This is a genomic window from Mucilaginibacter sp. OK268 (assembly GCF_900103125.1).
Classification (GTDB): Bacteria; Bacteroidota; Bacteroidia; order Sphingobacteriales; family Sphingobacteriaceae; genus Mucilaginibacter.
Genome location: NZ_FNJV01000004.1, coordinates 431557 through 456786, shown reverse-complemented (window position 1 = coordinate 456786; position 25230 = coordinate 431557). Strand labels below are relative to the sequence as shown.

The window sequence follows — 25230 nt, the reverse complement described above, 5'->3', positions numbered from 1 at the left end:
TTCTATTCAAATATAACAATTATTGATTTTCTCTATTGAAATATTATGATGAAGTTTGAAATACGAAACCCCGATGACTATGGAAACTAATAAAAAGAAACTGACCACTGCCTCTGGCAGACCATATGCTGAAAATGAAAATTCGCAAACAGCCGGACCAAGAGGACCTATCTTGTTGCAGGACTATATTCTTCATGAAAAAATGGCTCATTTTAATCGTGAACGTATCCCCGAACGCGTGGTACATGCCAAAGGGTCTGGCGCTTATGGAACGCTAACCATAACGCATGATATTTCAAAATACACCCGTGCCAAAGTGTTTAACCAGATAGGTAAACAAACTAAATTATTTTTACGATTTTCGACCGTTGGCGGAGAAAAAGGTTCGGCCGATACCGAGCGCGATCCGCGCGGTTTTGCCATCAAATTTTACACTGAAGATGGCAACTGGGATCTGGTAGGTAACAATACACCTGTATTTTTCATAAAAGACCCTAAGAAATTCGGAGATTTTATCCATACCCAAAAACGCGATCCATATACCAATTGTAAAAGTGCTACCATGGTATGGGATTTTTGGTCGTTAAACCCAGAAAGTCTGCACCAGGTGACCATCCTGATGAGCGACAGGGGTACTCCTTATGGCTATCGTCATATGGATGGATTTGGCAGCCATACCTTCTCGTTCATCAATGCTAAAAATGAAAGATTTTGGGTGAAATTCCACTTTAAAACGCAACAAGGCATTAAAAACTTTACCGATGCAGAAGCAGGCCAAATGCGCGGCAAAAATCCCGACTTTGCGCAACACGACTTGCTAACAGCTATTGATAATGGCAATTTCCCGAAATGGGACATGAAAATACAGGTAATGCCCGAAGCTGATGCCGCAACATATCATATCAACCCATTTGATTTAACCAAAGTATGGCCTCATGCAGATTATCCATTGATAGATGTAGGTGTTATGGAGCTAAACGAAAACCCCGACAATTATTTTGCCCATGTAGAGCAGGCTGCTTTTGCCCCGGCACACGTAATTGATGGTGTTGGCTACTCACCTGATAAAATGTTACAAGGCCGTATCCTTTCTTATCCGGACGCACATCGCTATCGCCTGGGCGGTAATTATGAACAGATCCCGGTTAATAAATGCCCGTTCATGATAAACAATTACCAGCGGGATGGTCAAATGCGTGTAGATGGTAACGGAGGTTCGGGTCCTAACTATTTCCCAAACAGCTTTGATGATATTGAAGCAGATCAAACTTACAAAGAACCGGCCTGGGATTTTGGTAACTCTGTAGGCGACTGGTATGATCGTAACGGAGAAGGTGAAAACGATCATTATACCCAACCAGGTAATTTATATCGCTTAATGGATGCACAAGGAAAACATGATTTGATCACCAATATCGTAAACTCTATGAGCGGTATTGATGGACCTAAGAAAGATCAGATCGTTAATCGTCAGTTGTGTCACTGGTTCAGAGCGGATATCAATTTAGGTATGGCCATTGCCAAAGGCCTTGAGCTTGATCTTGCTGAAACCATGAAGCAAATGCCGGCTTCTGTATAGTTAGCAGTCTTCGGTTGGCAGTTTGCAGACTTATATAAAAAAAGCGATGGAGTTAAAAACCATCGCTTTTTTTATGAATCCGTATTAAAACCTAATAGAATATCAGATTCTGAAGAAATTGTTTGCTGTTAAAAAGCTGCAAACTGCCCACTACTAACTGCAAACTCCACTACTCCACCGTAACAGATTTGGCCAGGTTACGCGGCTGATCGACATTACAGCCCCGCATCACGGCAATATGATAAGCCAATAACTGCAGCGGTATAGTAGCTACCAGCGGTACAAACGCTTCGTTGGTTTGCGGTATCTCGATCACATAATCAGCCATATTTCTCACCTCGGTATCCCCTTCGGTAACAATAGCGATGACGTGGCCTTTGCGGGCTTTTACCTCCTGGATATTACTGATTACTTTTTCGTAAGATGAATGCTGGGTAGCAATAAATACTACAGGCATATCATCATCAATTAAAGCAATAGGACCATGTTTCATTTCGGCAGCCGGATAACCTTCGGCATGTATATAGGATATTTCCTTAAGCTTTAAAGCGCCTTCTAATGCAACAGGGAAAGAACTTCCCCTACCCAGAAACAGGCAATTCGTTGAATCTTTGAATTTCGCGGCAATTTCTTTCACCCGCTCATTTGATTTTAATGCTTTTTCTACCAGTTGCGGAACCTCATTCAACTCTGTCAGGTATTCTACAAGCTTGCTTTGTGTTATAGTGCCTCTTTGTTGCGCTATGTAAAATGCCATTAGCGTTAATACACTTACCTGGGCGGTAAAAGCTTTTGTAGAAGCTACACCAATTTCCGGACCGGCATGGGTGTAAACCCCTGCATGGGTAACACGCGGTATAGATGCTCCCACGACATTACAAACACCAAATATGGTAGCACCTTTTTCCTTCGCTAATTCAATAGCGGCCATAGTATCGGCGGTTTCGCCCGATTGTGATATGGCTATCACCAGGTCTTTTTCGGTAATGATGGGGTTACGATATCTAAACTCCGATGCATATTCCACTTCAACCGGAACACGGGCATACTCCTCGATCAGGTATTCACCTACCAGGCCGGCATGCCAGGAAGTACCACAGGCTATAATAATGATGCGATCTACATTTTTTAGCTTCTCAGCATACTCTTTGATGCCTCCCAATTGCACTTTACCCTGTTGCGGATATATACGCCCACGCAGACAATCACGAATGGAACGCGGCTGCTCATATATCTCTTTAAGCATGAAGTGATCATACCCGCCTTTTTCAAGCATCTCCAGCTTCAGATCAAGCTCCTGTATGTATGGGGTTTGAACCGAATTATCTATATTTTTGATCAGCAGGTTTTCCCGGTTGATGTAAGCTATCTCATTATCATTTAAGTAGATCACATTTTTAGTATATTCTACAATTGGTGTAGCGTCCGAAGCTATAAAATATTCGCCTTTGCCCACACCTATCACCATTGGGCTCCCTTTACGGGCTGCTATTAACAGATCGGGCTCATCGGCATCCATGATCACAATAGCGTAAGCACCTATTACCTTATTCAAAGCAACCCGCACAGCATCGCGCAGTTCAAGTCCTCCCTGTAGCTGTATATCCTCGATGAGATGAATCAGCACCTCGGTATCCGTATCACTTTTAAAGGTATGCCCTTTGGCCAGCAAAGTTTCTTTTATAACACCGTAGTTTTCAATTATGCCATTATGAATAATGGTTAACTTACGGTTTCCTGATGAATGAGGGTGTGAGTTACGGTCGCTTGGTTCACCATGTGTCGCCCAGCGGGTATGTCCCATGCCAATTGATCCCTTCAGGTCAATATCTTTAACAAACTTTTCAAGATCATCAACCTTGCCTGCCTTTTTGTAAACTTTCAGTTCCTCATCAAGCAAAGCAATGCCGGCACTATCATAGCCCCGATACTCTAAACGATGAAGCCCTTTTATAATAATGGGATAAGCATCCCGGTAGCCTATATAACCAACAATTCCGCACATAATAAATTTAATAAAATGTAAATGGAGCAAAAATAATTAGCTATATAACATAAATCACAGCTTATTATTTTGATTTTTTCACAAATAGGAAGAGTTTTTCCCTACTTAAAAACAAATTTTAAAAAGTGGAATTGGCTTAAACAAAAAATCCCCTTAACGGGGATTCTTTTTATTAATATATGCTTTTATTTATTTACGTATCCGGGTGTAAATAATATTTAGCTTGATCTTATAAGGTGAGCTTTTGTCGCTCCCAACTGCAACGGTACGGGCTGCTGTTTGCACGCTCGGAGTAATACTTGTTGTTCCAACACTACTGCCACTTGCTGTGGTAACTTCGGTTGTATCAATCGGGGCAATAAAAGTTCCGTAATCAACTGTTTTTTTACGTATCAAATCCTGAACGTAGGCTGTAACGAGAAAATGATACTCTTTCTTGGTTTTATCGTACCTGCCTCCAAACGCTGATATTTGATTACGCGCATCACTTGGTGAAGCATCCTGGATATATGTCCGCTGGTGAGCTATATCTAACTGATACATAGTTAACTTTGGCAACGGCGCGTAAGGTATTCCGGAGTTAGGCTGAGGCGTAATGACCAACTCAGCCCGATTCAGCACAATGGAATCCGGGTTAAATTTGTCAAGGCCCGGAAAACTCACTTTAGCCCTTAATCCTGCCAATCCTTGCAGATAAACTGTGTTTTGTGAATTTACTTTATCTGTTAATAATGCCTGAATAGTTGTAGTATAGGTATATTTTATCTCGGCACTATGCGATACAATAGGCAATGTAACTGAAGCAGTATCTATTGTTGAACCATTAACTGTTTTATAAAACACATCTAACCGTGAAGAGTCAAGTGCCAGTTGTAAAATACCACCTGCGTCAGTAGCTTGTCCTTTATTCACCGTAACATATAAGCCTTTTACTGCATTTTGAAAGAGTAGTGTAGAGGCTAATTGCGAACCGTTTGCATTGAATAGATTATTGTATATAAACGCCTTACTAAATGGTATACGCACCTGTGGGCCAACTTTTTGTATCGTGTCAACCTTACCTGTTCTGATATTGGCTATAGTCACACTATCATGTGTACGTGCTGTAAATGTTCTGGTTCCCAGCACCGCTCCCAGATTCACCTGCCAGCGCTTAGTATTGTAATAAGTTTGAACAGCAGCTTTTTCTGCTAATTGATAAACATTCGCAGTATAGCGCGTAGCAACAGAGTCGCCATAAAACCCATTAGCATATCTTAGCACAAGTACGGCTGAGTCAATAGTCAATGTACCTGCAGGTACAGTATAAGCTGCGTCGTTTGGCAATGAAATACCAAGAGCCACATTTGAGATAACGGTTCCAAATGAAGGATCAGTAAAGTTACCAAGTGGTGTTTTTGCAAGTGCCGATGTTACTGCCGAAGAATCGACTTCTGTACGGATAACAATGTTGGTATCAACAACCAGGCTACCATTAATCTGGTTGGTTGGATCAATACCCAAACCAATTCCATCCTGTCGTTTACAACTAGTAAAAATAAAAAGACTTATTAACAGGGTCAATAAGTCTAATCTTAAAAATTTCATATATAATATTAAAGATTAAGCAACATGCACCAATTCATCGTTGGTAATTTCGTCGTAAAAATTGTAATAATTTTCGAAATCTGCGGTAGAATCAAATTCTAAAACCGATTTATTGCTGTTTTTAACATTATTTAACACATCTGCATCTATATTCTCACTGCCCAAAACAATTCCGTCAGAGTACTGAATGGCCCCAGCGTATAACGCAGAATTAGAGCCCTCTTTATAAGCTTCAACATGTTGTTCGGTCATGTTACTCATTACCGCTTTTTGTGCGAAATCAGCATCCAATTTCTCTTTAAAGTCATTTTCGTAAATAGAATAAATGATCTTAGAGTTTTTAAATGTCGGGTCGTCCTTATAAGTAGTTTTTAAGTAAGCCGGAACCAGTGAACTTAACCAGCCATGGCAATGAATAATATCCGGAGCCCAGCCTAATTTTTTTACAGTTTCCAATGCGCCTTTACAAAAGAAGATCATTCTTTCATCGTTATCAGCATAAAATTTACCGTCTTTATCACCAAACACATGTTTACGCTGAAAATATTCCTCATTATCTAAAAAATACACCTGCATACGCGCGGCCGGGATAGATGCTACTTTAATGATCAGCGGGTTATCATTATCGTTGATAATGATGTTCATTCCCGATAAACGGATCACTTCATGAAGTCTGTTCCTACGCTCATTGATATTGCCAAAACGCGGCATAAGGATACGAATTTCGTAACCTTTCTCCTGCATAGCCTGCGGAAGTTGGCGTGTTATTTCAGCAATTTTTGTGAGTTCGAGAAAGGGAGACATTTCATGAGTTATAAACAAAAGCTTAGATTTACCCATCACTTAATCAGTATTAAATATGTAAAGAAGTCAAAAAATTTGAGTCTGCAAATATAAGCATTATTATATGAACTGTCAACGAATTACGCAAGTAACTTTTGGTATTTTTTAGAGAAATGTACACCTTTACCAAAATTTGTAATAACTTTTACGTTGAAGATATTTACCACCAAAAATGAAATAGCTCAGTATTTTACCGCTAAACAGGGCAAAATAGTGGGTTTTGTTCCCACCCTGGGCGCTCTGCACCAGGGCCATATATCATTAATTAAACAAGCTCAGCAAAATAGCTCAGAAGTAGTTTGCAGCATTTTTGTAAATCCTACACAGTTTAACGATACTAAAGACCTTGAAAAATACCCCCGGCCTATAGCTGCCGATATAGCGCTGCTTGAACAATCTCGCTGTGATGTTTTGTTTAATCCGGAGGTTAGTGAAATATATGATGATAATGAGAAATGGCATTTAGACATAGGCGATCTGGAGCATTTATTGGAAGGCAAGTTCAGACCAGGGCATTACCAGGGCGTTACTCAGGTGGTTTCTAAATTGTTTAATATTGTTAAGCCCGATCTCGCTTTTTTTGGCCAGAAAGATTATCAGCAGTTCCTGATCATCAGCAAAATGGTTGATCTGCTGCATATGCCTGTCCAATTAATCATGTGTCCTACCCAACGAGAAACTGATGGACTAGCCATGAGCTCAAGAAATATTCATTTAACTCCCTATGACCGCGAGCATGCTCTTATACTCTCGAAAACTTTGAATTGGGTTAAAACCAATTTTGATGCAGGTAATATTCCAGCTCTAAAACAACAGGCAGAATCAATGATCAGCAATGAACCCGGGATCGAGCTGGAATATTTCGAGATAGTTGACGGAAAAACTTTGCATACTGCGGTCTCAGACACTCAAAATATTGTTGCACTTGTTGCTGCCCGTGCCGGTAAAACAAGATTGATAGATAATATGTTGATTGGCTAACAGCGGGAGTGCCTTTGTGCCAATGCGTCTGTTATCAGCTAAAATATTGATATAAATCATTTTACAATCTATGGACCATCCACTATGATCTATGGACTAAATTATTCCTAACTTTGCGCCATGATTATTGAAGTATTAAAGTCCAAACTTCACCGGGTTAAGGTAACACAAGCCGAATTGAATTACGTGGGCAGTATTACAATTGACGAAGATTTGATCGAGGCGGCTAATATTATACCTAACGAAAAGGTACAGATTGTAAATAATAATAATGGCGCGCGCTTTGAAACTTATGTAATAAAAGGCGAACGTGGTAGCGGTACCGTTTGCCTTAATGGAGCTACTGCCCGCCTGGCTCAGGTTGGCGACATTGTGATCATTATGTCATATGCTTACATGGACGCTGAAGAGGCCCGTGCTTATGAGCCTATATTGATATTCCCAGATTCTGATAATAAGCTGATCAAGTAACCCTAATTCTCCCCAATACTTTTCTTTTTTAACTTCTGCTAAAAAGCGGACAGGTATATTATTGCATATTTCCTTTGCTTTTTATTCCCCTGACAAGCATATTCAGTAAAATTACCTATTAATTAAAATTTATTAATGTAAATATGACATTAATAAATTTTAATTAATACCTTTATAAGGCATTCAGGACAATCCTTTGCCTGCGATGCACAAAGGCACGAATTTAATTACCACAACGCGGGGTAATAGCTTCTAGCCATACCAGTTTGAACCAATTAAACTTAAATCTTATACTATGAAACAGGCATGTTTTATTCCATCTGCTTTGCGGCAAAACCGGCGAAAGCTGTTCACCACACTATTTGTTATCCTATTACTCTTTACGTCTCAGTTAACATTTGCTCAAATTACCTGGACCGAAGCAGAATCTGGCGCTGTATCGAATGGCGCGGCTGTGCAGGCGAACAACAGTAGTTCAGGTGGGCAACAGGTAGGCAATCTCGGTGGCCCATCAAACGGAACGGTCACTATCCCTGTTAATGTTACTACAGCTGGTCAATATACCTTATCCCTGAATTACCTGACCGCCGATCCTCGTAATTTATACGTAACCGTAAACAATGATGCTGCGGTAATACTAGCTTGTAATTCAGGTAGCTGGGGTACTGTGGCAACCACTACCCTGGTTATTAATTTGCAGGCTGGCGCCAATATCATAAAATTAAATAACAATGCCTTGCAATGGGCCCCTAATGTAGACCGGATAGGTGTTGCCCCCATATTTTACGAAGCCGAAGCCGGAACATTAGCAGGCGGAGCCAGTATACAATCATGCCCATCCTGTTCCGGTACTTCAATGGTGGGTAACCTGGGTACAGGATCAGTAACCAATACTGTGAATGTAAGTACTGCGGGTAATTATATACTCACCGTTTATTATGCAACCCAAGATCCGCGTTCATTCTTTGTATCGGTAAACAATGCAACCGCAACTGAGCTATCCTGTGTTCCATCGGGTGGATGGACTACCGTGGCAACAGCCACCCTAACCGTAGCGTTAAACGCCGGCAATAATACCATTACATTAAACAATCCGGGATGGTATGCTCCCAATGCCGATAAACTAAGCTTATCGGCAATACCTGCTACTACAAAAAATATAACTTTTGCACCAAACAGCCGCATTGAATACGACCTTACCACAGGCAAATACAATGTTTATTTTAATGGCACTAAAGTTATTACCGACGCTTATGCTACAGCACAATCAAACAATTTGTATTCAAGTCTTAATTATACTACCCGAACATATAGTTCCACGCCCGTTTCTGATGGTTTAGGTGCGGGAACCAAGCATATCATCTCGCTGTCGGGCAGTGGACTCATCCCTATGCAGCAGGTATTTTATGTATATAGCAACCGGAGTTATTTTTATACAGAAGTTATATTAAATGGAACCGGTGCCAATTGTTACGGTATGACCCCTCTGGCATCCAACAATGTCGTTTTACCTGTAAGTGGAGACAACCGCGTATTAAAATCACCTTTTGATAACGATACCTTTATTTCATATGATGCTCAATCAATAGGCAGCTCGGTAAATGTTACCAGTTCAGAGGTGAGTGCTTTGTATGACAATAACAGTCGCAACGGATTGGTATTAGGTTCCATTGAACACAGTAATTGGAAAACCGGGGTATTGGTAGCAGGCTCGGGTAGTAACACCTTATCGCAATTAAATCTTTTTGGAGGTTTTACTAATGTTAATATCACTCGCGATGTTAGAGGGCATGGCTGGGTTGGTGTAGGGGCAACTACCTGTAAATCGCCCAAAATGATGGTCGGCTTTTTTAGCGACTGGCGCGATGGCATGGAGGAGTACGGAAAATCAAACCGGATAGCCGAACCACCATATATTTTTAACTGGACTTTGCCTACCCCATTCGGCTGGAACAGCTGGGGAGCGATACAAAGCAACCTGAACCTGACCAACGCCAAGGGTGTGGTTGATTTTTTCGCCAATAACCTAACTGGTTTTCGTAATGGCAATACGGCCTACATTGATCTTGATTCGTATTGGGATAACCTGAACGACAGTGAACTGAAACAGTTTGCCGACTACGCCAAAAGCAAAGGGTTAACACCAGGGGTTTACTGGGCGCCATTTGTTGACTGGGGCAAAAGCAGTCGTACGGTAGAAGGTAGCACCTATAACTATACCGATATCTGGGCGAAAGAAAATGGCACCTACCATGACCTCGACGGTTGCCGAGCCTTAGATCCCACCCATCCAGGCACCAAACAACGGATAGCTTATATGATCGGTCGTTTTAAAACTGCGGGCTTCCAGATGATCAAGATCGATTTCCTGGGGCATGCAGCTATCGAGGCTGACAGCTATTATGACGGTAATGTTCACACTGGCATGCAGGCTTACAAACAGGGAATGGAATATCTTACCGATCAGCTTGCCGGGCAAATGCTGGTGTACGCGGCCATTTCGCCCAACCTGGCAACAGCACGTTACGCGCATATGCGCAGGATAGCCTGTGATGCCTATTCATCTGTAAATGATGCCAAATACACCCTAAATAGCACCAATTATGGCTGGTGGCAAACCTATATGTACAATTATATTGATGCCGATCACGAGGTTTTGGCTAATGAAACATTGGGTACCAATCATATACGGGTTACCTCGGGGGTTATTACCGGCACAGTAATTACCGGCGATAACTATTCAACAACCGGACAGTGGACAGGCAGGGCACAAACCCTTTTCCAAAACCAGGACGTATTGGATATTGCCCGTAATGGAATAGCGTTCAGACCGGTTGACGGCAATACAGGCACCGGCACAAGTGAACAATTTGCCCGTAAAATAGGCAATTACTTGTATTTGGCAGTGTTCAACTATGGCACGAGCAGCAAATCATACACCGTAAATTTCAGCCGTATAGGCTTATCTAACGGCACCTATGCTATGAAAGAATTATATACTGGTACTACATCAAACATCAGTAATAACTCCATGAGCGTTACTGTTGGCGCCGCTGATGCAGCCATCTATCGCATAACTGTTGGCGCAGGTACTCTGGCAGATGTAAAAAACACCCAGATCATCCCCGCTAAAGCTCAATCAACATCAAAACTCACCTTTTACCCCAACCCGGCAACCTCTGTATTGCATTTAGATAACTCTATTGAAATATCGGGCCTACAGCTTACTGAATTTGGGACCGGACATACGGTTAAAAAGTTCTCAAACATCAACAACACGCATTATGAGTTGGATCTGAACGGCTTATCACCCGGTTATTATGTCATCAATATAACCGATAACAAAGGCAAAACTAAAGGCTACAAGGTTTATAAATACTAACCAATCGGGGGGCTTACTTACGGGCAGGTTCTCCCGATCATCTTTCATTTAAATTTAAAACACATAGTGAGCAGATCACTTTTATAGCAAATAATTATAATTATTGCTGTAGCTTTGAGCACTAAACCCTCACTGTTTCGATGAAACTTTTATTCACTTCTCTCCTCCTGTTGGTCACAAACATATGTTTTGCGCAAAGGCAAAATGTTTACTTCCTGAAAAATAATGGCAAATATGTAGACGTTCGTGACAGCGCCGATTATATCAGGATAGTTAGAGAGCCTGACTCCGCCTCAACGTTATATAATGTCTTTGAATTTTATCTCAATGGCACCAAAAAGCTTTTAGGCAAATCAAGAAGCATTGATCCGCCTAAATACGAAGGGCCATGCATTGCCTACTATCCCACCGGCATAAAACAACGATTGAGTTATTACAAAAACAACTCAAAAACCGGAAATGAAACATTATACTATCCAAATGGCAAACCCTACCTTTCATTAAAGTATCCCGATAAAGAAACCCGTGAGAGCGAGTATCGGGATGATGAACTGATAGAATCCTGTAACGACTCACTAGGAAATGCCATTGTGAAGAATGGGAACGGATACCTAAAAAGTTATGATGATAAATTTGTCTATATTGAAGAAGAAGGCAATATTAAAGAGGGCAAAAGGGATGGACTATGGAAAGGCGATTTTAAAAATACGCATACCACCTTTACAGAAAATTATGATAACGGCAAGCTGCTAACAGGTACCGCAACGTCAGAAGATGGTAAAACCACTACCTATACCGGCTCAAGAAGGGTACTTCCGCAATTCAAAGGAGGCATTGAGGCCTTTGGGCGATATTTGTCAAGAAACATTAAATATCCAGATCTGGCCCGTCAAAAAGGGATACAAGGCAGAGTAATACTATCGTTTGTGGTCGAGAAAAACGGAGATCTTTCTGATATCAAAATAAATAAATCAGTAATCCCGCTTCTTGACGATGAGGCTATACGCGTACTCCGATTATCTCCAAAATGGATCCCAGCCACTCAGTTTGGTATGCCTGTACGCTTGGTGTACAGCGTGCCCATAAATTTTTCCTTAGGTAATTAATTGCGGGGATCAGCACCTATGCCAAGTGATAGCTTCAGGCTTACATCCACATCACTGGCTTTACGTAATTTGTAAACCATCCGGATACGTACACTGGGTTGTCTCACCAACTCATCAAGAAAATGTGAATTATCAATATCCAGCACAATACTGTTACCCGCGGTAGCAGCAATATCCTTTCGTATAGCCACCATTACCTCATCGCTCCCATCGGCTTTGGCCATATATACCCGTAATGAAGCAATATTGCCAATGTTATAGTTAGCGGGGTCTTTGGATTCCAACTTCGCTGATGAGATGCGCACCTCGCTTATTTTGCCCGCATTATTGCCATCTTTGGTAAAGTCCTGGTCAAAGCTGTTAGCGGTACTTATAGCCGTATGAGGCTCACCTATACTTGCTGATGCCGGAATCACCATATTGGCTGTATATGGGAACGTTCCTTTTACAACACGTTGCATCATGGCGCAGCTCCCCAAAAATAAAATTGAAGCAAGCAAAATAAATGTAAGTTTCTTCATCATTTTAATTCAGCTGGTTGACCGGTAAGCTACGGATAAAAGTCCAGGGATTCTCTTATACGAGGCTCGACTTAAAGTTCGGTATAATTTACCTTAAAATCCTATAAAAACACAATATATGCAGGTTTTGAACTGGTTTATCGCAACAATATTTAAAAATACATTTTTTGCATTTAAAAACACATTTTAGTGCATGAAAAGCAATGCAAAATTGAACCAGAAGAGCTTTCTGAAATTTTATAAAAAAATAGTCAAAAAAGTTTAACAAATCTCTATCTTTGCACCCCGACACTGAGGTCGGGATTTCTCGCCTTCAGTGCATAGGAAAAATCGTTTACTGGCTCTTAAAACGCCTTTAACTTTTGACTTAGAACTTTTATTTAAAAAAAGCCCTATGCCCAAAGATAATTCCATCAAATCCGTTCTCATTATTGGCTCCGGCCCTATTATTATCGGCCAGGCCTGCGAATTTGATTACGCCGGCTCACAAGCAGCCCTTTCCCTGAAAGAAGAAGGTATTACCGTATCCATCATCAACAGTAACCCTGCCACCATCATGACAGATAAGGTTATTGCCGACCATGTGTACCTGCTGCCGCTTGAACCTGAAAGTATTGAGAAAATACTACAGGAACAGCAAATTGATGCAGTACTGCCTACTATGGGCGGCCAAACCGCGCTTAACCTTTGTATTAGTGTTGCAGAGCTCGGAATTTGGGAAAAATATGGTGTTAAAATTGTTGGTGTTGACCTGGCCGCGATAGAAAAAACCGAGAACCGAGAAGCTTTCCGCCAATTGATGGTTGATATTGGTGTAGGTGTTGCTACTTCAAAAATTGCCAACTCGTTTTTAGAAGGTAAAGAAGCGGCACAGGAGATCGGCTTTCCGCTGGTTATCCGTCCAAGCTATACGCTTGGGGGTAAAGGCGCCGGTTTCGTACACAAAAAAGAAGATTTTGACGCAGCTTTAAGCCGCGGCCTGCAAGCATCACCATCACATGAGGTTTTGGTGGAGCAGGCTGTTATAGGCTGGAAAGAATACGAGCTGGAGCTGTTGCGTGATAACAATGATAACGTGATCATCATTTGCTCTATCGAGAATTTTGACCCAATGGGTATCCATACCGGCGACTCAATCACCGTGGCCCCGGCCATGACCCTGAGCGATCGTTGCTACCAGGATATGCGCAACCAAGCCATCCGCATGATGCGCGCCATTGGTAATTTTGCAGGCGGCTGTAACGTACAGTTTTCGGTTAACCCTGCCGATGAATCCATCATCGCTATTGAAATTAACCCACGCGTGTCACGCTCATCGGCGCTGGCATCAAAAGCAACCGGTTACCCGATCGCTAAAATTGCCGCCAAACTGGCCATAGGTTACAACCTTGATGAAATTGAAAACCAGATCACCAAAACCACATCGGCTTACTTTGAGCCTACGCTGGATTATGTGATCGTTAAAATACCTCGCTGGAACTTTGATAAATTTAAAGGTGCCAACCGCGAGTTAGGCCTGCAAATGAAATCAGTAGGCGAAGTGATGGGCATTGGCCGCAGCTTTATTGAAGCATTGCAGAAAGCCTGTCAGAGTTTAGAGATCGGTCGTGCGGGTTTAGGTGCCGACGGCCGTCAGAGCCGCAACCTGGAAGAGATCATGCACAGCCTGGAGCATCCAAGCTGGGACAGGCTTTTCCATGTATATGACGCTTTAAGCCTGGGCGTTCCAATTGAATCAGTTAGGAAAGTCACCAAAATTGATCGCTGGTTCCTGAACCAGATCATGGATGTGGTGAACCTGGAAAACGAGCTGCGCCGTTACTCGTTAAGCAACATCCCAGAGGAATTCCTGTATACCCTGAAACAAAAAGGTTTCTCAGATACTCAAATAGCGTATATACTGGGCAATGTGACCGAAGAGGATGTTTACCAGCGCCGCAAAGCATTGGGTATTAACCGCGTTTACAAAATGGTTGATACCTGTGCTGCTGAGTTCCCTGCCAAAACACCTTACTACTACTCCACTTACGAAGGCGAGAACGAATCGGTATCGTCTGATAAAAAGAAAATAATTGTATTAGGATCGGGCCCTAACCGAATCGGCCAGGGTATCGAATTTGATTACAGCTGCGTGCACGGCTTGCTTGCCGCCAAAGAATCGGGCTTTGAAGCTATCATGGTGAACTGTAACCCTGAAACTGTTTCGACCGACTTTAACATGGCCGATAAGCTTTATTTTGAGCCGGTATACTGGGAGCATGTACGTGAGATCATCGAGCTGGAGAAACCTTATGGTGTAATTGTTCAGCTTGGCGGACAAACGGCTTTAAAAATGGCCGAGAAAATGCACGAGCATGGTATTAAGATCATCGGTACATCGTTTAATGATATGGACATCGCCGAAGATCGTGGCCGTTTCTCAGACCTGTTGAAAGAACTCGAAATCCCTTACCCTAAATATGGTGTTGCAGAAAGCGCTGAAGAAGCGCTTGAAGTAGCCCACCATGTTGGTTACCCGGTATTGGTACGCCCAAGCTACGTATTAGGCGGTCAGGGTATGAGCATTGTGATCAACGATGAAGACCTGGAAAAAGCTGTAGTTAGCTTATTGAAAAACCTTCCTGGAAACCGCGTGCTGATCGATCACTTCCTTGATCGTGCCGCTGAAGCTGAAACTGATTCGATCAGTGATGGTGATGATGTACATATTATAGGTATGATGGAGCATATTGAGCCTGCTGGTATCCACTCCGGCGATTCATTCTCGGTATTGCCACCATTTGACCTGTCAGACAACGTGATCGGCCTGATGGAAGAGTATACCATAAAAATAGCCAAGGCCTTAAATGTACGTGGCTTACTGAACATACAGTTCGCGGTTAAGAACGACCAGGTGTATGTGATCGAGGCTAATCCCCGCGCTTCACGTACCGTACCATTCATTGCCAAAGCGTACGACGTCCCTTACATCAACATAGCGGCCAAAGTAATGCTGGGAGTTAACAAGCTGAAAGACTTTACTATCGAACGCAAACTTTGGGGTTATGCCATCAAAGAACCTGTGTTCTCCTTCGATAAATTCCCTGAAGTGAACAAGGAGTTGGGCCCCGAAATGAAATCAACCGGCGAGGCTATCCGTTTTATCCCTAACCTGCAGGATCCTTATTTCAGGCATTTGTACAAAGAAAAATCAATGTACCTGAGCAAATAAAATAATTTAAAACATTAGATTGCACACGCAGTTTAATTACCGGATAACATTTACCTGCGGCCCTGGCTGCAGGTAAATTATTGTTGAACTAAGTTAGTATAGATTGAGAGTTACTTCGAATAATACGCAGGCATTCAACCTGAATAATGTTGATCCTGAGGAGATAGGTGATGTTCTTGTAAAAATTGAAAGATCCTTTAATATCCGTTTAGACGACACATCCTGTAAAGATGTAAAAACCTTCGGCAAGCTTTGTGATATTGTTGTAGAGAAGGTAAAACAAACCAATAACGACAGCTGTACCACCCAACAGGCATTTTATAAAATACGCAATGCCATTAACTCCACCATTTCGCCGCCCAAGGAGTTAATAAAACCCCAAACCAAACTGGCTGATATCTTCCCGAGAGATACCCGCTTACAGGTGATCGCTGAGATTGAACGCGAAATGGGTTTCAAGATCAATCTTTTGCAGCCTAAACAGGGCATTGTAGGCACTTTTGCTTTTGTATTGCTGGCATCTGCGGTTGGCTTCTTTTATCAGCCTATAATGGCTTTTATTGGAGCGCTGGTGGCCATAACCGGCTTAATGCTGGCAGGCAAGTTTGGCAAGGAGCTTAAAGTAAAAACCCTGGGCGACCTGGCCGAGAAAGTAGCACGCGAACATTACATCAAATGCCGCCGTGATGCCTCAACCGTTAACCGTAATGAGATATCGCAAAAAATAAAAGAGCTATTTACAGCCGACCTATACCTGGAACCATCGGTATTAACCCGCGACGCTAAGTTTTAAGCTCCACTAAAAATAATCTCTTAAAATAAAAGGGGATCCATTATGTATGGGTACCCTTTTATTTTAAGATGCTATTCAAACACCTCCTTTTAGGCACCCAATTTTGTTAAAAAAGTGAGTTTGCATGGTTTACACTTTTTATGGTTTACATTTATTTAATTAGCTGACAATCAATTAATTAATTTTATTTTTCCATAAAAAAACGGTTTACAGTGTAAACCATGATTTTGGCTAAAGTCTCAATGTCATTTCAACGAACAGCAACGGGCATAGTGGAGGAGTGAGGAGAAATCTTACGCGCAATCGAAGAAGATCTCTCCTCGTACCTCGTTCGAATGACAGCTTTAGTTAGTTCCCCCATCAGGGGATTAGGGGCCTACTTATCTACCATTAATCCTTTTACCTCAAAGGTTAGTTTCCTTTTCGTATTCGTTTTCACCTGGTGTTGTTTTTTGCCGGTAACGGTATCGCCAGCCAGGTGCTGAAGATCGTCGGCTATAAATTGCTTTTGAGCCACGCCTTCAATGATCACCATGCGCCCGGTCAAATTGCCCGGAATGTTTATATTGTAGTCTTTAAAATGCGCGGTTATCACTTTGCCCTCGCCTGCATCTAATTCAAACCAACCTCCTTTTTTGTGGATCACCCTGATCACCCGGCCTTCAATAGTGGTACTGATCCTGGTCTTTTTTCCCATAAAACCCTCCAGTTTTGCTGCATTCATCATGGCCTGCGTATTTGGTTTTTCGCCATAAACCATACCATGAGGTAGGGGGGTGTGCTGCTGTGCAAAAGCGGCAGTTGAAAGTAAAAAAGCGATTAGAAATATGGGGGATCTCATGGTTATTGTTTACTGAATTGTAACAATTATATAGGCAAAATGTTATCAGGCCCGGCAATATTGCCCTTCTTCATGCTACGCCAGGCACAAAACACCCATTTGGAGGCTGTAAAGGCTGTTTTTAGACTGCAAAAAAGGATTCCGGTTGCCATTTGTTAAGATATGTTAAAACCCATGTAGCTAAATAATATGCAACAGTGTATAGAGTTAATAAAGTGTTTTTAATAAACATACTTATTACTTAATCTATTAACACACATGGACAAAACCTCAACTAAATCAATTTTTTTTGCTACATATTTGTTAGCTATTTTTTTAACAGTTACCGGATGTAATAAAAGCACAAGTACAACCGGCACCCCACCAACTATGGTAACAATGGATGTAACCACTACCGCTGCCGGAACAGGCGCGTATAGCGGTGGATTAATTACAACCCCCTTAACCGAAACCCTAACAAGCATTGGCGTATGCTGGAGTGCAAGTAATCAAAACCCAACTACTGCCGACTCTAAAACCTCGGACACAGTTACCGTAGAGAGCTATGCCAGTAAGGTAACCGGTTTAACGCCCAAAACAACGTATTATTTAAGGGCATATGCCATTAGCGCATCCGGAACCTCCTATGGCAATACCATACAGTTTACTACCAGCGCAGATTTGTCTGCTGTAGGGGGTACAGTAAGCACGGTTGCCGGTAGTGCAACCACCGGATTTGCGGACGGAACCGGATCAAGTGCTGTGTTTGACAGTCCGCAGGGATTAACCATTGACGCTGCCGGTAATATTTACGTGGCTGATTCCTTTAACAGCGCCATTCGGAAAGTTACTACAGCAGGGGTGGTAACAACCCTATCCGGTACCGGAAGCATCGGTTACATTGACGGCCCAATTGCCAGTGCTAAGTTTTATGCGCCGCAAAGCCTGGTGGCGGATGCTGCCGGGAATATTTACGTAGCCGACTTTGGTAACAATATGATCCGTAAAATATCGGCAGATGGCATTGTAAGTACACTTGCTGGAAGCGGTGATGCCGGCTATGTGGATGGTACAGGAAACAAAGCTACTTTCAACAGCCCGCGTGGTTTGGCATTAGATGGCCAGGGTAATTTATACGTAGCCGACCAGGGCAATAATCTTATCCGTAAAGTTACGGCAGCAGGAGTGGTAACTACCATTGCAGGTAAAACAACAGCAGGTTATGCTGACAATGCGACAGCAACAACCGCGCAATTCAACCAGCCAAATGGTATTGCACTGGATGCCCAGGGCAACATTTATGTAGCAGATCTGCAAAATTATGCCATCCGCAAGATCACAGCTGCCGGGGTAGTAACCACTGTGGTTGGCGGCCTTAAATTATCTGCGCTGATCAGTAATCCTGGGGCTCTTACTTTTGATGCTAAAGGAAATTTATTTATAAGCGATCAAAATGGCCGTGTATTGGAGTTAACAACCAATAAGGTTTTGCTCTCATTAGCCGGAAAAACAGCAACAGCGGGTTTTGCCGATGGGCAAGGTACGAGCGCTCTATTTAATGCCCCACAGGGGCTTGTGGCCGATGCCAGTGGCAATATCTGGATATCTGACAGCAACAATAACCGTATACGTAAGTTGGTTCCACCGTCGGGAATTTAAAACTATTGGACTTTTTGGACGAAAGATAAAGGACGAAAGGACAAAGGATTTTATATCATCCTTGTTCTTTCGTCCTTAATTAGTATGTAAGGATAATGGATTTTTTGTCTTTCAGTCCCCTTGTCCAATAGTCCAAAAGTCCTTTAGTCTCAAAGTCCAAAACTATCCAAAAAGCTGGCCAAATACCTCTTCAATACTACTCACAATCTTTATTTCAATATCGTAACGTGACAGATCCATCCGCTTTTTATCCTGCCCACCTGATGGAAGGTTATATTTAGATATGAAAATCTGGTTAAAGCCCAGCTTTTGAGCTTCGGCAATACGTTGCTCTACCCGGTTTACTGCTCTTATCTCGCCTGATAACCCGAGCTCACCAGCAAAGCAAGTTTTAAAGGGTATAGGCATATCCTCATGTGACGATATAATGGCCGCTGCCAAACCCAGGTCAATAGCCGGATCCTCTACCCTGATACCGCCGGTGATATTTAAAAACACATCTTTGGCGCCTAGTCTAAAACCACAGCGCTTTTCCAATACAGCCAATAGCATGCTCATCCGTTTGGTATCAAAACCCGTAGCTGTACGTTGTGGTGTACCATAAGCCGATGTACTCACTAAGGCCTGTGTTTCTATCAACATAGGGCGCAGGCCCTCCAATGTGGCTGATATGGTGATGCCACTTAATGGCTCATCTCGCTGTGACAATAGTATTTCTGAGGGGTTGGATACTTCCCTTAAACCCTCGCCCAGCATTTCATAAATACCCAACTCGGAGGCTGAGCCGAAACGATTTTTTACCGTACGTAATATGCGGTAAACATGATGCCTGTCGCCTTCAAACTGCAAAACGGTATCAACCATGTGTTCCAGTATTTTTGGCCCTGCAATCATGCCATCTTTCGTGATATGGCCTATCAGAAATACGGGAGTTGATGTCTCCTTGGCAAAGCGCAGCATCTCGGCGGTACACTCGCGTACCTGTGATACACTGCCGGGGGTCGATTCGATGTGTGAGGAATGAAGCGTCTGTATAGAGTCGATCACTACCAGATCGGGCTCCAGGGCCTCTATCTGTTTAAAGATGTTTTGGGTGGATGTTTCCGTTAGGATAAAACACCCCTTATTAATTTCGGATTGAGCCCCTATATTAAGTTTTTGACTGCCAACCGAAGACTGCTGACTGAGAACTTCTGGGGCTAACCTTTCTGCCCGCATTTTTATCTGCCGTTCACTTTCTTCGCCCGATACATAAAGCACTTTCAGATTTGGCATATTGAGCGCCAGTTGCAACATCAGAGTTGATTTACCAATGCCTGGCTCACCACCTATAAGTACCAGCGAGCCTGCTACTATACCCCCACCTAAAACCCGGTTAAACTCCTTATCGGGAGTTTGCATACGGTGTTCTTCGCTGAAAGTAATATCGGCCACCTGCACCGGCTTATTGGCACGTTGCTGAGTATTAGAAGTAACTTTCCAGGTAGGTACAGATGGCGTATTACCCTTGTCAATGATCTCCTCAACAAAAGTATTCCATTGCTGACATGAAGGGCATTTGCCCAGCCACTTAGCCGATTCAAAGCCACAGCTTTGACAAAAGTATGCGATCTTGGTTTTAGCCATATCTTAAATCTGCATATTACAGATGCACAAATATGCAGATTTATATACTAATTCAGGATATAATTACTAATTAAATTAGCATTTATTACACTGCATATTATCCCTTAAATGCAATTTTTGCAAAAGTTTAATTAATTACACCTAAAGCAAATTATCAGGAAACATAAAACTATCTTTAGCCGTATCATGCCTGTGTTTAACACTTAACAAAAGTACACGAAGTTTAAAACATAATCGGTAATTGTACCTTTAACTATTGTAATTGACCTTTATGAATAAATTTTTATCCATTGTTATTGGGTTCATGCTATTCAATTTTTCAGCAAAAGCGCAGGATACAGGAAATAGTATTGAGATAAGCGGCACCTCAGGTATTAAAATTTTTTCGCCAGAGAAAAACTATCTGACCGGTCCTTTATTTGGCGGAGAACTGGCTTATCACCTTGATATGGCAAATAATAAAAGTGATTACATCCGGATATTAAATATCAAGAGTATTGACGCGGTATTTTCTTATCGCAACATGAGCCGTGTAATACTAAACCATGACCAGGCAACCAAGGGCATTATTGGCGATACCTATGCTGTACTGGGCCGGTTAGAGATCGGTTTACTAAAAATAAATCGTACTGAATTATTATTTACTCCAGCTTTTGGTTTTTTGTATGCTACTGAAACTCATTTAACCAACAGTCAAAACGTTATTATAGGAAGCCATATCAATTTAGCTACTCAGGCTGGCCTCAAGATATTTACCCCCATAACCCATACAACTGGTATACAGGCCGGGGTTGAGGTTTTTCATTACTCTAACGGCGCCACCAAACTGCCTAATAATGGTATAAATGCGTTTGCCTACACACTGGGCCTTGTACAAAAAATTAATCAGAGCGGCCCCGTAAATGACCGCGAACAACAACCCGAGAATAAGCACTTTTTTGAAATTGGCGCTAATGTTGGCAGCCGGGGGGCCATAAGTGATAACAAGGGACTTTATAAAACAGGGTTTTACATGGGCTATAATTACAAATTTAGTCCGGTATTGAGCATTAAATTAGGCACTGATGCGGTTTACTATAACACTGTTTATAATAAAACCAATACAGTACAAAGCTTCCTGAATACCTTTCAATCTTACGGAACCTCGTATGATCGCTGGAGGGTTGGTATTGCCGTCGGGCCCGATCTATGGCTGGGTAAACTGGCCTTAATGACCGGCTATGGGTATTATTTACATTACAACAGTTACTACCCAACAAAAACATACTGGACCGCCGGTTTTAAATACTTTATAACTCCTTACCTGGCACTGCAGGCTAAAGGATATGTTCACAACACCGAAGCTGATTATGTGGGTTATGGTTTGCTATTCAGGGTCCATTAATAATTAGGATAAACGAGTTCCACAAACCCCTATAAACAAAATATGCAGCTATTATTTAAAATAGCTGCATACCTGAAATCTGCATAGCTGCAAATCAATCTCTTTACAGTTTTATTTCTTCGTCTTTTGACGAGAAGAAACGGAACTCTGTGATCTGGTAAGCAGGATTGCTTTTAACCTTGATCCACTGGCCGTATTTAACAAACCACTTCATTTGGCGGTTGTAAATGCCTTTTTTAATGTAGGCTTCAATATATGGATGTACACATAGGGTAATACCCTTTTCGTTTTGCTCATCCAATATATAATTGAAGTTATTCTCAATATCATCCATCAGCAAAATGGTTGGCCTAATGGTACCAGTACCATTACAGGTTGGGCACACTTCGCTGGTAACAATATTCATTTCGGGCCTTACGCGCTGGCGGGTAATTTGCACCAAACCAAATTTACTCGGTGGTAAAATGGTATGCTTGGCCCTGTCGTACTGCATTTCGGTACGCAAATAATCAAACAGCTCCTTGCGGTTCTGCGGCTTGTGCATATCAATAAAATCGATCACCACAATACCGCCCATATCACGCAAACGTAACTGGCGTGCAATTTCCTTAGCCGCTTCTTTATTTACCTGGTAGGCATTCTCTTCCTGGTTCTCTTTACTGGCTGTGCGGTTACCGCTGTTAACGTCAATAACGTGCAATGCCTCTGTATGTTCAATTACCAGGTAAGCGCCACCGGCAAGGTTAACTGTTTTACCAAAAGCGCCCTTGATCTGTTTATCAACACCAAAATGCTCAAATATAGGCTCCTTATGCTTATGCATGCGGACTATACTTTCCATATCAGGCGATATTTCATGGATGTATGACCGAATTTCTTCGAACATGCCATTATCATTCACATAAATATGCTGAAAATCGGGGTTCAATATATCCCTGAGGATAGTTGATGTACGCCCAATTTCGCCTAAAACCTTTTTAGAAGGTTCAACAGACGGCAGCTTAGTTATAAATGATTCCCATTTAGATATCAGATCAAGCAGGTCTTTCTGTAATTCATCAACCCCTTTGCCTTCAGATACTGTACGGATAATAACGCCAAAATGCTTTGGCTTAATGCTTTCAACAACCTTCCGTAAACGATTTCGCTCTGTATTGCTCTTTATTTTTTTGGAAATAGAGATAGCCTCCGAAAATGGTACCAATACCACATACCGGCCGGCTATTGAAAGATCAGAACTTAAACGTGGTCCTTTGGTTGATATAGGTTCCTTAGCTATTTGTACCGGTATAAGTTGGTTTTTTGATAATATCTCCGAGATCTTTCCTCCCTTATTGATATCACTTTCCAGCTTAAAGCTGTCCAAAAGCTTCGATTGGTATCCCCCGCTACGTACTTGTTTGGTCAGTTTAAGCAGGCTTTGTACCTGCGGACCAAGATCAAGATAATGCAAAAAGGCATCCTTCTCGTAGCCAACGTCTACAAAGGCTGCATTTAAACTGGGCATGATCTTTTTGATGCGCCCCAGGTAAATATCACCAACAGTATAATTGTTGCTGACCTGCTCTTTATGAAGTTCTACGAGTTGTTTGTCCTGTAATAATGCAATGGTAGCCCCGTTTGGGGATGAATCGATAATTAATTCTTTTATCAACTGCTACTCCATTTCTTAAAACGGTAAAAACCGCATGTTAATAAGTGGGTAAAAAACACTACTAAAGTTACCTGCTTCCTAAAAAAGCAGGTAAGCTGCTTTAAAAAAAGCAGCTTATTTCTTTTTATGTCTGTTTTTTCTTAAACGCTTTTTGCGTTTGTGGGTAGCCATTTTGTGTCTTTTACGTTTTTTACCGCTCGGCATAATAATAATTTTTAATGTGTGATTAATTCTTTAACTCTTTGATGTATTCATCAATCCGTTGCCCGAATACAGGATCGGGCATCATTTCTTTACATTTTTGGTAAGCATCAATAGCTTCCTTTTTCATGCCCAGTTGTTTGTAGCTTTCGGCCAGATAAAAAGTTGGCTCTAACTCCTGTTTCTGGGCAATTAATGTTTTAAACCTGCCTACCGCTTTTTCGTACTGGCCCGATTTCATGGCAAACATTCCTAAATTCAGGTTTGCGTTCCAGTTGTTCGGATCCTTTTTTACTACTTCAAGCAATAAAGCTATACCTTGCATTGGGCTGGCGCCGCCATTTACATAAGCAACACCTAATCCTGTTTTACCCACAAGGCTTTCTGGTTTTAATTTAAGGGCACTTTGAAAAGCTTCAACCGCATTGGTTACAAATGCTGGTTGTGTTAAAGTGTCCTGTGTAAGTTTGTAAGCATCGTTAAAACGATTCCCTGCATTTAACCAATCTTCCAGCTTGTTTTCCTTACGGGCCAAGGCCTGGTAATAAAATGCTGCCGGAGCTGGCTGGTTAACATCATCCCACTGACTGGCCAATTGCTTCTGCAATTTTTGTTCGTCGGCGCCTGATGCGTTTTTTAATTGCCCTTCAAGGTCATTTATCTTTGCTGTTAATGCCGCCCCAATTGCGGTTTTAGCAGTCGTAGATACCATATCAACCGTTACAGCAGTGGCCGCTTTGCGGTTCCCTGTCATCACGTTTGTTTTATCTGGTTTAGTCTCTTTGGCTTTTATTAAACCTTTAACAGGTAAATAGTACAAATAGCCCATAATCACAACTACGGCTGCACTAATGGCTATTTGTTTCTTATTCATGCTTATAAATTATTTGCTGTTTTTGTTACCTGTTTTAACTTTTTCAACAAAAGTTTTAGCTGGTTTAAAGCTTGGTACAAAATGCTCTGGAATAATGATGGCAGTATTTTTTGAAATATTGCGGGCTGTTTTTTTCGCTCTTTTCTTTACAACAAAACTTCCGAAGCCTCTTACATAAACGTTCTCGCCGCCAACCATTGAGCTTTTCACTACTTTAAAAAATGCCTCAACTGTTTCCTGCACGTCTACTTTCTCTATACCTGTCTTAGATGAGATTTCAGTTATAATTTCTGCCTTAGTCATATCTGATTTACTTTTATTTAATATATAAATACTTAACTGTTTTGGGGTTGCAAAAGTATCGCTTTATATTTTAAGAGCGAAATATTTAACAGTTTTTTTTTCGTAAGTAGGTAAAACGTACAATTCTGTTACAAATTGTAAGCTAAATCGTTAAAAATGAAAGGTAAAGGAGCAATGATCAAAAGGCTAAATACAGCGTTATGTGATTAACAATAACGCTGATTTCGTTA

Annotated in this window: 18 protein-coding genes; 9 read left to right on the top strand and 9 right to left on the bottom strand. The window is 41.8% G+C overall.

What is annotated here, in order from left to right:
- Positions 1 to 79 precede the first annotated feature (79 nt).
- On the top strand, positions 80 to 1579 hold the full coding sequence (locus tag BLR84_RS16555) for a catalase (RefSeq protein ID WP_090470327.1): 1500 nt from the start codon (positions 80 to 82) through the stop codon (positions 1577 to 1579).
- 169 nt (positions 1580 to 1748) lie between these two features.
- On the opposite strand, the gene glmS is transcribed toward BLR84_RS16555, so the two are convergent.
- The 3 genes from glmS to BLR84_RS16540 form a co-directional block, all read right to left on the bottom strand.
- Positions 1749 to 3584 (bottom strand): glutamine--fructose-6-phosphate transaminase (isomerizing), encoded by a 1836-nt coding sequence (gene glmS / locus BLR84_RS16550; RefSeq protein WP_090470325.1) that lies wholly within the window; start codon positions 3582 to 3584, stop codon positions 1749 to 1751.
- Between the two features lie 189 nt (positions 3585 to 3773).
- Positions 3774 to 5171, bottom strand: a complete 1398-nt coding sequence (locus tag BLR84_RS16545; protein ID WP_090470323.1) for a DUF4270 family protein — start codon at positions 5169 to 5171, stop codon at positions 3774 to 3776.
- A gap of 15 nt (positions 5172 to 5186) precedes the next feature.
- The gene (locus BLR84_RS16540; RefSeq protein WP_090470321.1) at positions 5187 to 6011 is read right to left on the bottom strand and encodes a glycogen/starch synthase; all 825 of its coding nucleotides are present in this window, start codon (positions 6009 to 6011) and stop codon (positions 5187 to 5189) included.
- Positions 6012 to 6164: 153 nt separating this feature from the next.
- Between BLR84_RS16540 and panC the strand changes: the two genes are divergently transcribed.
- The 4 genes from panC to BLR84_RS16520 all read left to right on the top strand — a co-directional run bounded on the left by panC (position 6165) and on the right by BLR84_RS16520 (position 11954).
- A complete protein-coding gene (panC, locus tag BLR84_RS16535; RefSeq protein WP_090470319.1) occupies positions 6165 to 6995 on the top strand; it encodes a pantoate--beta-alanine ligase in 831 nt (276 codons plus the stop codon).
- Positions 6996 to 7115: 120 nt separating this feature from the next.
- On the top strand, positions 7116 to 7466 hold the full coding sequence (panD, locus tag BLR84_RS16530; protein WP_090470317.1) for an aspartate 1-decarboxylase: 351 nt from the start codon (positions 7116 to 7118) through the stop codon (positions 7464 to 7466).
- Positions 7467 to 7761: 295 nt separating this feature from the next.
- Positions 7762 to 10848: a CBM35 domain-containing protein gene (locus BLR84_RS16525; protein ID WP_090470315.1), complete on the top strand. Its 3087-nt coding sequence runs from the start codon at positions 7762 to 7764 to the stop codon at positions 10846 to 10848.
- Positions 10849 to 10988: 140 nt separating this feature from the next.
- Positions 10989 to 11954, top strand: a complete 966-nt coding sequence (locus tag BLR84_RS16520; RefSeq protein WP_090470313.1) for an energy transducer TonB — start codon at positions 10989 to 10991, stop codon at positions 11952 to 11954.
- On the opposite strand, the gene BLR84_RS16515 is transcribed toward BLR84_RS16520, so the two are convergent.
- The gene (locus BLR84_RS16515) at positions 11951 to 12478 is read right to left on the bottom strand and encodes a hypothetical protein (RefSeq protein ID WP_176852087.1); all 528 of its coding nucleotides are present in this window, start codon (positions 12476 to 12478) and stop codon (positions 11951 to 11953) included. The genes BLR84_RS16520 and BLR84_RS16515 overlap by 4 nt on opposite strands.
- 391 nt (positions 12479 to 12869) lie before the next feature.
- On the opposite strand from BLR84_RS16515, the gene carB reads away from it, so the two are divergent.
- Both carB and BLR84_RS16505 read left to right on the top strand, forming a co-directional pair.
- Complete coding sequence (carB, locus tag BLR84_RS16510) at positions 12870 to 15686, top strand: carbamoyl-phosphate synthase large subunit (protein WP_090470387.1); 2817 nt, start codon at positions 12870 to 12872, stop codon at positions 15684 to 15686.
- 103 nt (positions 15687 to 15789) lie between these two features.
- Entirely contained in the window at positions 15790 to 16479 is a 690-nt protein-coding gene (locus BLR84_RS16505; protein WP_090470309.1) for a hypothetical protein, read from the top strand.
- A 376-nt stretch (positions 16480 to 16855) separates the two neighbouring features.
- Here the strand turns inward: BLR84_RS16505 and BLR84_RS16500 are convergent, their stop codons facing one another.
- Entirely contained in the window at positions 16856 to 17320 is a 465-nt protein-coding gene (locus BLR84_RS16500; protein ID WP_090470306.1) for a DUF4920 domain-containing protein, read from the bottom strand.
- A 258-nt stretch (positions 17321 to 17578) separates the two neighbouring features.
- Here BLR84_RS16500 and BLR84_RS16495 point away from each other — a divergent pair, with 258 nt between their 5' ends.
- Positions 17579 to 18958, top strand: coding sequence for an NHL repeat-containing protein (locus BLR84_RS16495; protein WP_090470304.1), 1380 nt, complete (start codon positions 17579 to 17581; stop codon positions 18956 to 18958).
- A gap of 162 nt (positions 18959 to 19120) precedes the next feature.
- Here BLR84_RS16495 and radA read toward each other — a convergent pair whose 3' ends face one another.
- Positions 19121 to 20584: a DNA repair protein RadA gene (gene radA / locus BLR84_RS16490; protein ID WP_090470302.1), complete on the bottom strand. Its 1464-nt coding sequence runs from the start codon at positions 20582 to 20584 to the stop codon at positions 19121 to 19123.
- 271 nt (positions 20585 to 20855) lie between these two features.
- Between radA and BLR84_RS16485 the strand changes: the two genes are divergently transcribed.
- Positions 20856 to 21968 (top strand): acyloxyacyl hydrolase, encoded by a 1113-nt coding sequence (locus BLR84_RS16485; RefSeq protein WP_090470300.1) that lies wholly within the window; start codon positions 20856 to 20858, stop codon positions 21966 to 21968.
- Between the two features lie 103 nt (positions 21969 to 22071).
- Here BLR84_RS16485 and BLR84_RS16480 read toward each other — a convergent pair whose 3' ends face one another.
- From BLR84_RS16480 to BLR84_RS16470, 3 genes are all read right to left on the bottom strand, one after another.
- Positions 22072 to 23622 (bottom strand): Rne/Rng family ribonuclease, encoded by a 1551-nt coding sequence (locus BLR84_RS16480; protein ID WP_090470297.1) that lies wholly within the window; start codon positions 23620 to 23622, stop codon positions 22072 to 22074.
- A gap of 226 nt (positions 23623 to 23848) precedes the next feature.
- On the bottom strand, positions 23849 to 24697 hold the full coding sequence (locus BLR84_RS16475) for a tetratricopeptide repeat protein (RefSeq protein WP_090470295.1): 849 nt from the start codon (positions 24695 to 24697) through the stop codon (positions 23849 to 23851).
- Positions 24698 to 24706: 9 nt separating this feature from the next.
- Complete coding sequence (locus tag BLR84_RS16470; RefSeq protein ID WP_090470293.1) at positions 24707 to 25000, bottom strand: HU family DNA-binding protein; 294 nt, start codon at positions 24998 to 25000, stop codon at positions 24707 to 24709.
- Between the last annotated feature and the right edge of the window lie 230 nt (positions 25001 to 25230).